Raw genomic sequence first — 13,437 nt, 5'->3', positions numbered from 1 at the left:
TAAACGCTTAAAATAGGCATTCATGAGCAAGTCTAGCAAATACAGATTTGGTACCAAAGCAATACATTCTGGAGTTGAGCCTGATTCAGCAACTGGCGCTATCATGACTCCTATTTACCAAACCTCAACTTATGTTCAGTCAGCCCCAGGTGAACACAAAGGCTATGAATACAGCCGTTCTCAAAACCCAACCCGTGAAGCATTGGAGAAAAGCATTGCAGCTTTGGAAAATGCCGATTTCGGACATTGTTTTGCTTCTGGACTTGCTGCGATTGATGCCATTATCAAAACCTTGAAACCAGGTGATGAGGTAATTAGCACCAACGATCTCTACGGAGGTACTTATAGAATATTCACAAAAATCTTTCAAGATTTCGGCATTCATTTCCATTTTGTTAACATGTCAAATGCTGCTGATGTTGAAAAACATATTACAGAAAAAACAAAATTGATATGGGTAGAAACCCCTACTAATCCGATGATGAATATCATTGATATTAGAGCGATTGCTGATATTGCCAAAAAACATGCTGTTACCTTAGCGGTGGATAACACTTTTTCAACCCCTTATTTACAAAATCCTTTAGATTTGGGTGCAGATTTGGTAATGCATTCGGTTACAAAATACATAGCTGGACATTCCGATGTAGTGATGGGCGCATTAGCTACAAGCAATAAAGAATTGTCTGAAAAATTAACCTTTATTCAGAATGCAAGTGGTGCCGTGCCAGGTCCACAAGATTGTTTTTTAGTTTTAAGAGGAATCAAAACATTGCATCTAAGAATGCAAAGACATTGTGAAAATGGCGCAGGTATTGCAAACTTTTTAAAATCACACCCAAAAGTGGACAAGGTATTTTGGCCAGGTTTTAAATCACACCCTAATCATGAAATTGCATGCAAACAAATGCATGATTTTGGAGGAATGATATCGTTTTCATTAAAAGAAAATACAAAATCCGCAGCTACGGAAATCTTGAAGAAATTTAAATTATTTACTTTGGCGGAATCATTAGGTGGGGTTGAATCATTAAGTGGACATCCAGCGACCATGACTCATGCCAGCATTCCAAAAGCAGAGCGCGATAAAGTGGGCCTTTCTGATTCTTTAATTCGATTGAGTGTAGGAGTTGAAGACATAGAGGATTTGATTCAAGATTTAAAACAAGCATTATCCTAAGTTGATATGAAGCTGAAGCGCTACAGAAGCAAAAGAAAATACGAACCTATTTTACCCGGTCCACGCGAATGGCCCGTGGTGCAATTGAGTCGTAATAAAAAAGAATTTCTTAAGGAAGTGGTTGAAGAAGCCTTCAAGCGCATTAAAAACAATACGAGGAATAAAACAGCTCTCATTGAAGAACTGGAAACCACCTTATACAAAGAAAAAGCAAGAATAAGACAAACACCCTGGAAAGTTGATCCTGATGACGAACATCAATTTTGGGGAAAGGTTAAAGACGAACTCCTTGAAATTTCTCAACAGAAAGCAAAGGATGAAGAAAAAGCCAATAAAATCCTGCTTAGTATAATTGAACGATATGCAGAGGAAATTGCAGGCAATTTTAACACAAGTCACTATCGATTTGCCAGAGGAGTGGCAACTTTTGGTTTTAACAGATTATTAAATGCCGCTAGAATAAAAAAGTTAGGTGGGTTCTGGAGTAATGAACTTACCATGAATGACAAAATCCAAATTAATGGCGAGGTTGAAAAACTGCGTACATTAGCCAAAAAAGGCACAGTAGTGATTGTTCCTACGCATTCCAGTAACTTGGATTCTATCTTAATTGGTTGGGTGATTTATACTTTAGGTCTTCCCCCTGTAATTTATGGCGCAGGACTTAATCTTTTTAATATAAGCATCATTTCCTATTTCATGAATAGTTTAGGAGCTTATAAGGTAGACAGGCGAAAAAAGAATATGATTTACCTGGAAACCTTGAAAGCCTATTCTGCCTTAGCATTGAAAAAAGGATGTCAAAGTTTGTTTTTCCCTGGAGGAACGCGTTCTAGAGACGGAAGAGTGGAAAGAGAACTGAAATTAGGACTATTAGGGACTGCTATTGAAGCCCAAAGAGCCAATTACCAAGAACATGGAAATAAGGCTGAAAAAATATTTATAGTTCCAGCTAGCTTGAACTACCACTTCGTATTGGAAGCTCCAAGTTTGATTCGTCAGTATTTGGAAAAAAGAGGCCAAGAACGTTATTATGTTGAAAATGATGAGTTTTCCTCCTCTTACAAAATCATAACTTTTCTTTTTAAATTCTTCACTAAAGGATCAGATATTTCAGTTTCTATTGGCGAGGCCATGGATATTTTAGGTAATAAAGTAGATGAGGAAGGAAGAAGCTTTGATCCAAAAGGCAGGGAAATTCAACCCGAAGAATATTTTAAATTCCAAGATAAAATTACGATCAATAAGCAAAGAGAGGCTGAATACACCCGTATGCTCTCTAAAAAAATTGTGGAGCAATACAGCAAAATTGCTCGTGTATTTTCTAGCCATTTAATAGCTTTTGTTGCTTTCGAGATTATCAATAAGCATAATAAAAAACTTGATCTATTTTCACTGCTACGATTACCTGAAGAAGATCTTGTGATTAACTTCAATGAATTTAGAAGCACTTGTCAGCGGATAAAAAATAAAATTGACGAAAGGGTTCAAGAAGGGAGAATGTCTCAAGCAGAACACATGGATGACAATATTGATAACATCATCGAACATGGCTTGTTGAATTTAGGAATGTACCATTCCAAAAGGCCTTTAATTAAAACAAAAGAAGGGGATATTACTACCATGGATATGAATCTTCTATATTTTTACAGAAACAGATTAGACGGATATGGGCTTGAAAAACACATTTGATAAACCTATAGGTGTTGTTGGTGCAGGAAGTTTTGGACTTTCCGTTGCTAATCTTTTAGCCGAAAATTCCGAGGTACTTCTTTATGCAAGAAACCCAGAGGCTTTAGAAAGCATCAACAAAAAGAGAGAATGGAACAGCTATCCAATTCATCAAAATATCAAGGCGATTGACGATTTAGAGCAATTAGCTAATAGTTGCGATATCATCTTCCCGGTTGTTCCCTCAGCTAATTTTAGGGAAATGATGCAAAGCATATCCCCATTTTTACATCCCTACCATATTTTAATTCATGGTACTAAAGGTTTAAATCTCAATTTACCTGAAGGGAAAACACTCTCCGATATGCCAGTTTTAGAACGACATCATATCAAAACTATGAGTGAGCTCATTATGGACGAAAGTGTTGTCGTTAGAGTGGGATGTTTGGCAGGCCCTAATTTAGCAAAAGAGATTTCTCAAGGACTTCCAGCAGCCACTGTGGTAGCTAGTCCTTTCAATGAAGTAATTCAAATAGGGCAGCAATTGCTCCGCAGCGATAGGTTTCAGGTGTATGGAAATCCTGACTTAATAGGAATTGAACTTTGCGGTGTCTTGAAAAACATCATTGCCATAGCTTCTGGAGCGCTATCTGGCTTAGGCTTGGGAGAAAACGCACGCTCGTTGCTTATCAGTCGTGGCATGGCCGAAATGATTTACTTAGGGAAAGCTTTAGGCGGAGAGGTTCGATCTTTTATTGGACTGGCCGGAATTGGTGATTTAATGGCTACCTCCCACTCTACCTTAAGTAGAAACTTCACAGTGGGAAGAAGATTGGCAGAGGGCGAAAGTCTGGAAAATATTTTAGCTGATATGCATGAAGTGGCAGAAGGAGTGAACACAATTATGATTGCGAAAAAAATTGCAGAAAGTTTTAAAGTTCGGGCTCCAATTACTGAAATTCTACATAGAGTGCTATTTGAAGGACTTACTATGGAAGAAGCAGTTCAATACTTAATGAAATATCCACTTAATGTGGATGTGGATTTTATCTAATTCCTGCTAAAGCAAATTAAAAATCCATTCTATTTCTCATATAAAATTTTATCTTTGTGGTTCGCTAAAAAATTTGGTAACTGAAATAGACACTTGCTCGATTCTTCAATATTTTGAACAAGCCAATTCAAATCAAACTCAGCTTACCAACGAACTTTTTAAAGCTAAAATTTAAATAAATATGGGTAAAGTAATTGCAATTGCTAATCAAAAAGGAGGAGTAGGTAAAACCACATCAGCTATTAATCTTGCGGCAAGTTTGGCTGCTTTAGAATATAAAACACTGATTGTTGATGCCGATCCACAAGCCAATTCAACTTCAGGAATAGGTTATAACCCTAAAGAGATAGAAAGCAGTATTTATGAATGCATGGTAGATGAGGTTGATGCTCAAGACATCATTGTGGAAACTGACTTAGATTACTTGCATATTTTGCCTTCTCATATCAACTTGGTAGGTGCGGAAGTTGAAATGGTAAATATTAAGAATAGAGAAGAAAGAATGCGTGACGCACTAAAAAAGGTGCGTAAGAAATATGATTTCATAATCATTGACTGTTCTCCATCTTTAGGTTTAATTACCATTAATGCCTTAACTGCAGCAGACTCAGTTATTATTCCAGTTCAGTGTGAATACTTTGCATTGGAAGGATTAGGTAAATTATTGAATACAATTAAGATTATACAAACTCGTTTGAATAAAGATTTAGAAATTGAAGGGATTTTATTGACCATGTATGATGTTCGTTTAAACCTTTCTAACCAAGTGGTGGATGAGGTAAAACAGCACTTTAGTAAGATGGTTTTTGAAACTTTGATTCCACGTAATATCAAACTGAGTGAATCACCAAGTTTTGGATTACCGGCAATTGCTCATGATGCTGAAAGTAAAGGGGCAATTAGTTATTTAAATTTAGCGAAAGAAATTATTAACAATAACGGATTAGGAAAATAGCGGATGGCGAAGAAAACCAGAAAAGCATTAGGAAGAGGCTTAGGCGCTCTTTTAGAAGATTCTAACACTGATCAAAAATCTTCTTCTAATAAAGAAAAAAGAGATATAACGGATATCTCAAGTGGGGCTTCTATAAATGAAATCCCTTTAGAACAAATAGAGGTGAATCCATTTCAGCCTAGAACTGATTTTGATAAGCAAGCTTTAGAAGAATTAGCTGAATCAATTAAAGTTCAGGGAATAATTCAACCCATTACTGTTCGGAAATTAAGCAAAGATAGTTACCAGCTTATTTCAGGGGAAAGAAGAACACAGGCTTCAAAATTAGCGGGTCTTAAATCAATTCCAGCATACATCCGAATAGCGGATGATCAGCAAATGCTTGAGATGGCCTTAATTGAGAATATCCAAAGAGAAAATCTTAATTCCATCGAAATTGCGCTTAGTTACCAAAGATTGTTAACTGAATGTGATTTAAAGCAAGAACAGTTAGGTGATAGAGTGGGGAAAAACAGAACAACGGTTAATAATTATTTAAGATTATTAAAGCTTCCACCTGATATTCAACTCGCAATTAGAGATAAAAGAATAAGCATGGGACATGCTCGTGCCATCATCAATATTGATAATGTTGAAAAACAATTGGATGTATTCAACAGAATCTTAAAAGATGATCTCTCAGTAAGAAAAGTGGAAGCATTAGTGCGAGAATTGACTAGCGGTGAATCTAAGGAAAAAGAGCAACCGGCTAAAAGCGAAATGCCATATGAAGCCAAGCAAGTTCAAAGCAAGCTTTCCTCTCATTTTGGCACAAAAATTGGGATGAAGATCGACAAAAATAATAAAGGAGAAATTAAGATTCCATTTTTATCGAAGGACGATTTAAATAGGATTTTAGACATTCTTTCAGTTGAATTATAAAATGCGCAATCTTTTATTCATTACCATATTTTTCATATTTGCTTCCATAGCAAAAAGTCAGGAAGTACAGCCAACAGATTCTACCTTTTTGAGATTGGGTGCGGATACTGAAGAAATTGAAAGCTTTCAGACTCAGGACACTACCCACTCTCCCCGGCTAGCGGCTTTATATTCTGCGATAGTTCCAGGGATGGGGCAGTTTTACAATGAAAAATACTGGAAGATTCCGGTTGTTTATGCTTTGGGTGCATTAGCTGCCTACCAAATCAAATCTAATCACCAGAATTATCTATTATTTAGGAATGTCTTTATCAACTTAGCAGATGAATATGATGCCAATAATTCAGAAATTCAAGATTTTATTAATTTGGGTTATGATGAAGATAGAGCTGATAGACTCTTACAAAGATTTGAAAGAGACCGAGACTACTGGATTATTCTTGCAGGACTTTTTTATGTTCTGAACATTGTAGATGCTACTGTAGATGCACATTTAAGGGAGTTCAATATCAATCAAGATTTGAGCCTGAATATACAACCAAGTATTCAAAGCAGCCCTTACAGCAACATGCACGCTGGCTTGTCATTAAATTTTAGATTAAAATAGCAATGAAGATACTTTTAATTGGTCACGGTAAAATGGGTCAGGCTATTGAAGAATTTGCCATCCAGAGAGGACATAGTTTAGTGGCCACCGTTGATGTTAATGATACTTTAATGCCTACTTTAGCCGAACAAGCTGATGTAGCTATTGAATTTACTCACCCTGATGCAGCATTTGATAATATTAAATTTTGCCTTGAGCATAATTTACCGGTTTTATCAGGCACAACAGGATGGCTAGATAAAATGCCTGAAATCGAGAAAATTTGCGAGGAAAATAATGGAACATTCCTTTACGCATCCAATTTTTCGATAGGTGTTAATTTGTTTTTCAAACTCAATAAGTTCTTGGCCAAGTTAATCAGTCCCCAAAGCCAATATAAACCTTCCATGATAGAAGTTCATCATACGCATAAAAAAGATGCGCCAAGTGGTACTGCTATTACTTTAGCTGAAGGAATAATTAGTGAGCATGGTAAATATACTGCTTGGAAAAATGATGCTAAAACTGAAGATGGGGAAATCCCAATTACTTCTGAAAGAATTGGTGAAATTCCCGGAACTCATAAAATAACTTACAAATCAGAGGTAGATCAAATCAGCATTGAGCATGAAGCATATAGTAGAGATGGTTTTGTTCAAGGTGCAGTATTTGTAGCTGAATGGCTTCCTGATCAAAAAGGAATAGTTGTAATTGATGACTTTTTAAAACTTTAGAATATGAAAATTCCATTTTTCAATAAAAAGAAGAAGCCTGCCAAACCAAAATCTAAAGTTAGAGAATGGGTCGATGCCTTGGTATTTGCAGTAATAGCAGCCACCTTAATAAGATGGGCTACTTTAGAGGCTTTTGTGATCCCTACCCCTTCAATGGAAGGTACTTTATTGGTGGGAGACTACCTTTTTGTAAGTAAATTACATTACGGGCCGAGAACCCCTAGAACTCCTTTGCAACTTCCATTAACGCACCGAAGGTTCTACGGGACTGAAGATGTGCCAGCATATCTGGATTGGATTCAATTGCCACAGTACAGGTTACCAGGCTTTAGTGAAGTAAAAAGAAATGATGCAGTGGTTTTCAATTACCCAGAAGAACTTCAGTATCCGCTTGATTTAAGAGAATATTATATCAAAAGATGCGTAGGGCTACCTGGTGATAAATTGCAAGTCAAAAATGCAGAACTTTACATCAATGATGAAAAAGCCTATGTACCAGAAGATATTCAATTCAGTTATTTTATAAAAACTGACCAAACCATAAGGGATAGAGTTTTTGAGGAATATAATATTTGGGATAAAATGTATGAACCTGGTTATGGTTATAGAGTTCATGCAGAGCCTGAGGAGATTGAAAAAATGAAATCATTACCCTTTGTGAATGAAATCATCTTCTCTCCTACTTATAAAAACGGAAAAATATTAAGCACTGACAGCAGTGACGTTGATCCTGCTACTTTTCCTAAAACTCCTGAAACGAGCTGGAATAAAGATTTTTATGGCCCAATAGAAGTTCCTAAAGAAGGACAGACCATTCCAATTAATCACAAGAATTTACAGATGTATGGTGATGTCCTTCGCTATTATGAACATTTAGAAGACATTCAAATTAAGAATGACAAACTCTACATAGATGGCAAAGAAGTTAATGAGTATACCTTTTCTCAAGATTATTTCTTCATGATGGGTGACAACCGTCATAACTCTTGGGATAGTCGATTCTGGGGTTTTGTTCCTAAGGATCACGTGGTGGGTAAAGCATTGTTTATTTGGATGAGTATGGATCCAAATGAATCTTTCTTCAATAAAATCAGATGGGAACGTCTATTCTCAGGAATTAATTAAAACAAAAGGCTTTGAAACTGTTTAGATATAATTATTTTAAACCTAAAGCACTTGGAAACTCACGGAAACTTTAAGGTAAAAAAGACCTTAAAGAGGGCGTAGTTGGATGAAATTTTCTTAACTCCGCTCCCGTTTTGGTGTAATCAACAAAAAATTCTTGGATTCAAACTCAATATTAACCCTCTTAAATTTAATTTGAGAGGGTTTTTAATTGTTAATAAAATCCTAGACTTGTAAAGCTCATTTCTTATACGGAATTTTACATTATGAAAACAAAATCAGGCCCATCCAATCAAAATCTCAATAGCTATGTAATTCAAGAAGACACTGAATTATTAAAGCATTTAACCACTACTTATCCCAATAAAAAAAAGGCTTTATTGAAGCAAGTAATGGGCGGTGGTCAAATAAGAATCAATGGGGATGTCATTACGCAGTTTAATCATCCACTAAAAAAAGGAGATGAAATTCAAATCAATTGGGCTAAACCATCCAAAAAGGTAAAACTGCAGAAACTCAATATAATCTATGAAGACCAACACTTAATTGCGATTGAAAAAGAAGCTGGATTACTTTCAGTCGCATCTTTAAAAGAGAAAACAAAAAATGCTGTCCAGATTTTAAAGGAACACATGGAGGCTATTGATCCACGAAATAAGGTGTATATCATCCATAGATTAGAAAGAGAGGCTTCGGGAGTATTGTTGTTTGCCAAAAGCAAAGAAGTTCAAGAACAATTACAGAACCATTGGGAGGACTATATTATAGACAGAAAATATGTAGCTGTAGTAGAAGGAAAAATCAAAGAATCCTCTCATACTTTAAGAAATTATTTAAGGAGCAATAAACACAATCAGGTATTCATAGTAAATACAGCTGAAAATGCAACTGAAGCTATTACTCACTTTAAATTATTGAAACAGAGTAATGCTTACTCAATGCTGGAATTTAAACTGGAAACGGGATTCAAGAATCAAATCAGAGTTCAAATGGCTCATTTTGGTTTTCCGGTAACGGGTGACAAAAAATATACTGCCAAGAAAAACCCCTTAGCCAGAGTAGCTTTACATGCTAATTTAATTGAACTTAAACACCCAATCAGTGGCGAACATTTAAAGTTTGAGTTAGTTCCTCCTTCTAACTTTAGAAATTTAGTAGCAAAAGGTTAAATTTACAATATGCCAAAAAAGAACATTCTAACTTATGGACATTTAGCAGATGGATTTCACGCTTTTATAACAAAGGAATATCCGGAGCTTAATTGTTTGCTAGCTTCAAATAAAGAAGAAGTAGAGAAGTTGCTTCCTGAAGCTAATTATGTTGCAGGCTTTAACTTTCTTTCCAAAAAGGATATCAGTCATTTGGAATGGATTCATTCTTTTGGTGCTGGTGTTGACAGCTTTATGAAATTAGATATACCCGAGCATTGCACACTCACCAAAACAAAAGGCAAGATGGGGCAAAGAATGTCTGAATACTGCCTTACGTATATCTTACAAGATTTAAACAAAACTGAACTATACAAAATAAACCAAGCTTCTAAAACCTGGGATCAAGTTGTTCCTAAGTCTTTATCAAAGCAAAGTGTTATTCTCTTTGGAACAGGAAATATCAGTACCGATATAGCACAGGTTCTTCAACCCATGGTAAAAAATATTGTAGGCGTAAACACTAGCGGTAAAAACAAAGAGTTCTTTGACGTTTGCCTTTCCATTGACAAATTGGATATGGGTAATCTTGAAGCTAACTCTATAATAATCAATACGCTTCCTGCAACTGAAAACACTTTTGATTTATTCAATAAAGAATTTTTCTCCCAGCTTGAAAATATACTATTTATCAACATAGGAAGAGGGAACTCAGTCAATGAAGAGGATCTAATTGAAGCTTTAGACCAAAAATACCTCAGACAAGCTATTTTAGATGTATTCAAAGAGGAACCCTTGTCTCAAGAATCTCCTTTGTGGGAACATCCCCAGTGCATAGTAACTCCTCATATTTCAGGAATAACATTATTAGAAGACGTCAAACAAAGCTTTAAATTAGCTTATGAGGCCGTAAAATCTGGAGAAGACCATAAATTATTGGTTGATACTGAGAAAGGGTATTAATTCTAATCCATTAATTTATCAATATAACACCGACCTTTGAACCTCTACAATTTCAACTAGAGCCGTCATCCCTGCGTAACCTGTCCCGCACTAAAAGTCGGGAGGCAGGGATCTGCTCATTTTAACCAAAGGTTAAAATTAATCTAACTACTTGAGAAATGTATATCACTTACTTTATAAGATGTATTGAAACAAAGTTTCAATAAGACAAGATCCCTGCCTTCGCAGGGATGACTTGCAGAATTATTGAAGTGCAATATTTAACTTTATTTCAATAATAATAACAAATATTCCTCATAAGTGATAGGTCAAAAAGGCAATTCATCATCCTCACTAGGAGGTGGAGTTTCTTGAGGACCGCTGCTTGCACTTCCTGATGATTGCGGTGGCATATTTTCATTTTGTGCATTTGGAACACCCCCAACATTTCCATCTGAAGCTCTATCTACCGCCCAAATTTTCACATTGGTGTACCATTTACCATTAAATTCTCTGCTATCAATATTTATTTTTGCAGTTAACTCTTCTCCTTTTTTGATATTAAAACCATCAATCTTATCCCCCCAAACTTCTGCACAGACTTTCTTGGGATATTGCTCTTGCGTTTCAAATATGTAAGACTGTTTTCTCCACTCTCCATTTCTACCTTGTCCTTTTTCTTCTGGTAGAATATCAATAACTTTTCCTTTTAATTCCATTGAAGTAATTTTAATAATTGTCGCACAAAAATGTTAAAATATATTTCCTTCACCTAATCAACTTCCAATTTTAAGCACTAAAAATATTGGTTTACAAAACAGGCAGTACTTTCTTTGCATTCCAATATTCACAACAATCTATCATGATCAAAAATTTAAGAATTCTAGCAATTTTAGAAGGTATTTCCTATTTACTCCTTGGGGTAACAATGCCATTAAAATATATGATGGCAATGCCGCAGCCGAATTATTTTGTAGGTATGGCACATGGTGTTTTATTTATTGGCTACTGTGGATTAGTGTTATATATAGCAATCAAAAGAAATTGGACTTTGAAGCTTACACTTCTATCGCTTGCTGCTTCTTTAATCCCATTTGGTACATTCTATGCCGATTGGAAATGGTTCCGAAAGATGGAGAACTAAATACAATCTCGTAATAACTACCTCTAAAAGCTTAAATTCCTTATCTTTGCACCTTTAAATTTTTACAGCTCATGGATTTAACTACTTTAAGTGCTATCGGTCCTATTGACGGACGTTACAGAAATAAAACCCAACCCCTTGCTCCCTATTTTTCGGAATGGGCATTAATTAAATACAGGGTGCATGTTGAAGTAGAATATTTCATTGCACTTTGCGGATTGCCACTTCCCCAGCTAAAAGAATTTGATCATGCTCTTTTTCCTAAAATGAGAAAATTAGCTTCAAATTTTAATGAGGAAGATGCGCTGGTAATCAAGAAAATTGAAAAAACAACCAATCATGATGTTAAGGCGGTAGAGTATTTTCTTAAGCAAAAATTTGATGATTTAGGAATAGGTGCCCAAAAAGAATTCATTCATTTTGGTTTGACTTCTCAAGATATTAATAATACAGCTACTCCCCTATTGTTGAAAGATGCTACCGAAAAGGTCTATTTACCTTTTTTAAACGAACTAAAAAGTATTCTTGCCAACTATGCTAATGATTGGAAAAATGTACCTATGCTGGCAAAAACACATGGGCAACCTGCTTCCCCAACCAGATTAGGTAAAGAAATAGCTGTCTTTGAAGTAAGGTTAGCAGAACAGTTGAAACTGGAAAAAGACATTCCTTTCGCAGCCAAATTTGGTGGAGCTACGGGTAATTTTAATGCACATCATGTAGCCTATCCTGAAATTGACTGGAGAGCTTTTGGTAATAACTTCTGTGAAAAATACTTAGGCCTAAAGCGTTCTGAGCCGACTACCCAAATAGAGCATTACGACCATTTAGCTGCTCGTTTTGATTCATTTAAGCGATTGAATACAATCTTGATGGATTTAAGCAAAGATGTTTGGCAATACATCAGCATGAATTATTTCAAGCAGAAAATTGCTAAGGATGAAGTTGGATCTTCTGCGATGCCCCATAAAGTAAACCCTATTGATTTTGAAAATGCAGAAGGTAATTTAGGAATTGCTAACGCTATACTTGAACATTTGTCAGCAAAACTACCGATTTCTAGATTGCAAAGAGATTTAACTGATTCAACAGTTTTAAGAAATATTGGGGTTCCGCTTGCACATGGTTTAATTGCATTTGAATCTTTGAAAAAGGGCTTGGGTAAACTAGAATTAAATCCTGCTGCTATTGAGCATGATTTAACTGAGAATTGGGCTGTTGTAGCTGAAGCTATACAAACTGTTCTAAGAAGAGAGGCTTTTCCTGCGCCTTATGAAGCTTTAAAAGCCTTAACTCGTAAGAATGAAAAAATCACTCAGAACACAATTTCAGAATTTATTGACAGTTTGGAGGTTTCAGATTCTATAAAAAATGAATTAAAAGATATTACTCCTTTTAATTATACTGGAATCTAATTCACTATAAATTTATTGACTGCATCCAATAGACTTTTAGCTTTTGGTGCGGTCAAATTTTTATCTTTTTCTTTATCACCCACCAAAATCCCCTTCACTCCAACTTTCTCCGATGCTTGAATATCTCGCAAGGAATCTCCTACCATATAAGATTTTTCGATATCAATGTCCCATTTGGCAATAGCTTTCTCTAACATAAGGCTATCAGGCTTTCTAAGCAATGATTGAGTTGTAACTGGATGATGAGGACAATAAAACAAATCATCTATTAAATCTCCTGTTTCAGCCTGCAAATAGGCGTGACAATTTAAAACCGCATCCTCTTTGTAGATGTCTTTTGCTATGCCAGCCTGATTCGTGATCACAATTAACAAATAGCCTGAGTTCTTAAGGATTTTTAAAGCTTCATCTACTCCAGTAATAATTTCAAAATCCTCAATCTTAAATGTATACTCACCTCTTTCCCGATTTAAAACTCCGTCTCTGTCTAAAAAAATACATTTATGTATTCTCATGAAATTCTTTTATTAATTGGACGGCAATATCTGAAAAGATTTTTTAG

Annotated in this window: 14 protein-coding genes; 12 read left to right on the top strand and 2 right to left on the bottom strand. The window is 35.5% G+C overall.

Annotation, left to right across the window (positions count from 1 at the left end; genetic code table 11):
- Window positions 1-22: 22 nt before the first annotated feature.
- The 10 genes from FTRAC_RS18755 (at window position 23) to FTRAC_RS18710 (ending at window position 10,337) form a co-directional block, all read left to right on the top strand.
- Window positions 23-1,180 (top strand): cystathionine gamma-synthase, encoded by a 1,158-nt coding sequence (locus FTRAC_RS18755; protein ID WP_013455867.1) that lies wholly within the window; start codon window positions 23-25, stop codon window positions 1,178-1,180.
- Window positions 1,181-1,186: 6 nt separating this feature from the next.
- Window positions 1,187-2,872: a 1-acyl-sn-glycerol-3-phosphate acyltransferase gene (locus FTRAC_RS18750; RefSeq protein ID WP_013455866.1), complete on the top strand. Its 1,686-nt coding sequence runs from the start codon at window positions 1,187-1,189 to the stop codon at window positions 2,870-2,872.
- Entirely contained in the window at window positions 2,850-3,905 is a 1,056-nt protein-coding gene (locus tag FTRAC_RS18745; RefSeq protein ID WP_013455865.1) for an NAD(P)H-dependent glycerol-3-phosphate dehydrogenase, read from the top strand. The genes FTRAC_RS18750 and FTRAC_RS18745 overlap by 23 nt, the downstream gene beginning before the upstream one ends.
- Before the next feature lie 181 nt (window positions 3,906-4,086).
- Window positions 4,087-4,860 (top strand): ParA family protein, encoded by a 774-nt coding sequence (locus FTRAC_RS18740; protein ID WP_013455864.1) that lies wholly within the window; start codon window positions 4,087-4,089, stop codon window positions 4,858-4,860.
- 3 nt (window positions 4,861-4,863) lie between these two features.
- Entirely contained in the window at window positions 4,864-5,781 is a 918-nt protein-coding gene (locus FTRAC_RS18735; RefSeq protein WP_013455863.1) for a ParB/RepB/Spo0J family partition protein, read from the top strand.
- Window position 5,782: 1 nt separating this feature from the next.
- Entirely contained in the window at window positions 5,783-6,388 is a 606-nt protein-coding gene (locus FTRAC_RS18730; protein ID WP_013455862.1) for a DUF5683 domain-containing protein, read from the top strand.
- Between the two features lie 2 nt (window positions 6,389-6,390).
- The gene (gene dapB / locus FTRAC_RS18725; RefSeq protein ID WP_013455861.1) at window positions 6,391-7,101 is read left to right on the top strand and encodes a 4-hydroxy-tetrahydrodipicolinate reductase; all 711 of its coding nucleotides are present in this window, start codon (window positions 6,391-6,393) and stop codon (window positions 7,099-7,101) included.
- A gap of 3 nt (window positions 7,102-7,104) precedes the next feature.
- Window positions 7,105-8,226, top strand: coding sequence for a signal peptidase I (gene lepB / locus FTRAC_RS18720; RefSeq protein WP_013455860.1), 1,122 nt, complete (start codon window positions 7,105-7,107; stop codon window positions 8,224-8,226).
- A 266-nt stretch (window positions 8,227-8,492) separates the two neighbouring features.
- A complete protein-coding gene (locus FTRAC_RS18715) occupies window positions 8,493-9,395 on the top strand; it encodes an RluA family pseudouridine synthase (protein WP_013455859.1) in 903 nt (300 codons plus the stop codon).
- Between the two features lie 9 nt (window positions 9,396-9,404).
- Window positions 9,405-10,337, top strand: coding sequence for a D-2-hydroxyacid dehydrogenase (locus FTRAC_RS18710; RefSeq protein WP_013455858.1), 933 nt, complete (start codon window positions 9,405-9,407; stop codon window positions 10,335-10,337).
- Window positions 10,338-10,645: 308 nt separating this feature from the next.
- Here FTRAC_RS18710 and FTRAC_RS18705 read toward each other — a convergent pair whose 3' ends face one another.
- Window positions 10,646-11,035, bottom strand: a complete 390-nt coding sequence (locus tag FTRAC_RS18705; protein ID WP_013455857.1) for a DUF3127 domain-containing protein — start codon at window positions 11,033-11,035, stop codon at window positions 10,646-10,648.
- Window positions 11,036-11,178: 143 nt separating this feature from the next.
- On the opposite strand from FTRAC_RS18705, the gene FTRAC_RS18700 reads away from it, so the two are divergent.
- Entirely contained in the window at window positions 11,179-11,460 is a 282-nt protein-coding gene (locus FTRAC_RS18700) for a DUF3817 domain-containing protein (RefSeq protein ID WP_041650009.1), read from the top strand.
- A 71-nt stretch (window positions 11,461-11,531) separates the two neighbouring features.
- Window positions 11,532-12,875, top strand: a complete 1,344-nt coding sequence (gene purB / locus FTRAC_RS18695; protein WP_013455855.1) for an adenylosuccinate lyase — start codon at window positions 11,532-11,534, stop codon at window positions 12,873-12,875.
- Here the strand turns inward: purB and FTRAC_RS18690 are convergent.
- Entirely contained in the window at window positions 12,872-13,390 is a 519-nt protein-coding gene (locus tag FTRAC_RS18690) for a D-glycero-alpha-D-manno-heptose-1,7-bisphosphate 7-phosphatase (protein WP_013455854.1), read from the bottom strand. The two genes, purB and FTRAC_RS18690, sit on opposite strands and share 4 nt — an antisense overlap.
- Window positions 13,391-13,437 lie beyond the last annotated feature (47 nt).

This window comes from Marivirga tractuosa DSM 4126 (genome assembly GCF_000183425.1).
GTDB lineage: Bacteria > Bacteroidota > Bacteroidia > Cytophagales > Cyclobacteriaceae > Marivirga > Marivirga tractuosa.
This window is presented reverse-complemented; position numbering and strand designations above follow the sequence as displayed.

Coding starts and splice junctions, on each gene's coding strand:
- FTRAC_RS18755 (WP_013455867.1), top strand. CDS start 23: ATGAGCAAGTCTAGCAAATACAGATTTGGTACCAAAGCAATACATTCT.
- FTRAC_RS18750 (WP_013455866.1), top strand. CDS start 1,187: ATGAAGCTGAAGCGCTACAGAAGCAAAAGAAAATACGAACCTATTTTA.
- FTRAC_RS18745 (WP_013455865.1), top strand. CDS start 2,850: ATGGGCTTGAAAAACACATTTGATAAACCTATAGGTGTTGTTGGTGCA.
- FTRAC_RS18740 (WP_013455864.1), top strand. CDS start 4,087: ATGGGTAAAGTAATTGCAATTGCTAATCAAAAAGGAGGAGTAGGTAAA.
- FTRAC_RS18735 (WP_013455863.1), top strand. CDS start 4,864: ATGGCGAAGAAAACCAGAAAAGCATTAGGAAGAGGCTTAGGCGCTCTT.
- FTRAC_RS18730 (WP_013455862.1), top strand. CDS start 5,783: ATGCGCAATCTTTTATTCATTACCATATTTTTCATATTTGCTTCCATA.
- dapB (WP_013455861.1), top strand. CDS start 6,391: ATGAAGATACTTTTAATTGGTCACGGTAAAATGGGTCAGGCTATTGAA.
- lepB (WP_013455860.1), top strand. CDS start 7,105: ATGAAAATTCCATTTTTCAATAAAAAGAAGAAGCCTGCCAAACCAAAA.
- FTRAC_RS18715 (WP_013455859.1), top strand. CDS start 8,493: ATGAAAACAAAATCAGGCCCATCCAATCAAAATCTCAATAGCTATGTA.
- FTRAC_RS18710 (WP_013455858.1), top strand. CDS start 9,405: ATGCCAAAAAAGAACATTCTAACTTATGGACATTTAGCAGATGGATTT.
- FTRAC_RS18705 (WP_013455857.1), bottom strand. CDS start 11,035: ATGGAATTAAAAGGAAAAGTTATTGATATTCTACCAGAAGAAAAAGGA.
- FTRAC_RS18700 (WP_041650009.1), top strand. CDS start 11,179: ATGATCAAAAATTTAAGAATTCTAGCAATTTTAGAAGGTATTTCCTAT.
- purB (WP_013455855.1), top strand. CDS start 11,532: ATGGATTTAACTACTTTAAGTGCTATCGGTCCTATTGACGGACGTTAC.
- FTRAC_RS18690 (WP_013455854.1), bottom strand. CDS start 13,390: ATGAGAATACATAAATGTATTTTTTTAGACAGAGACGGAGTTTTAAAT.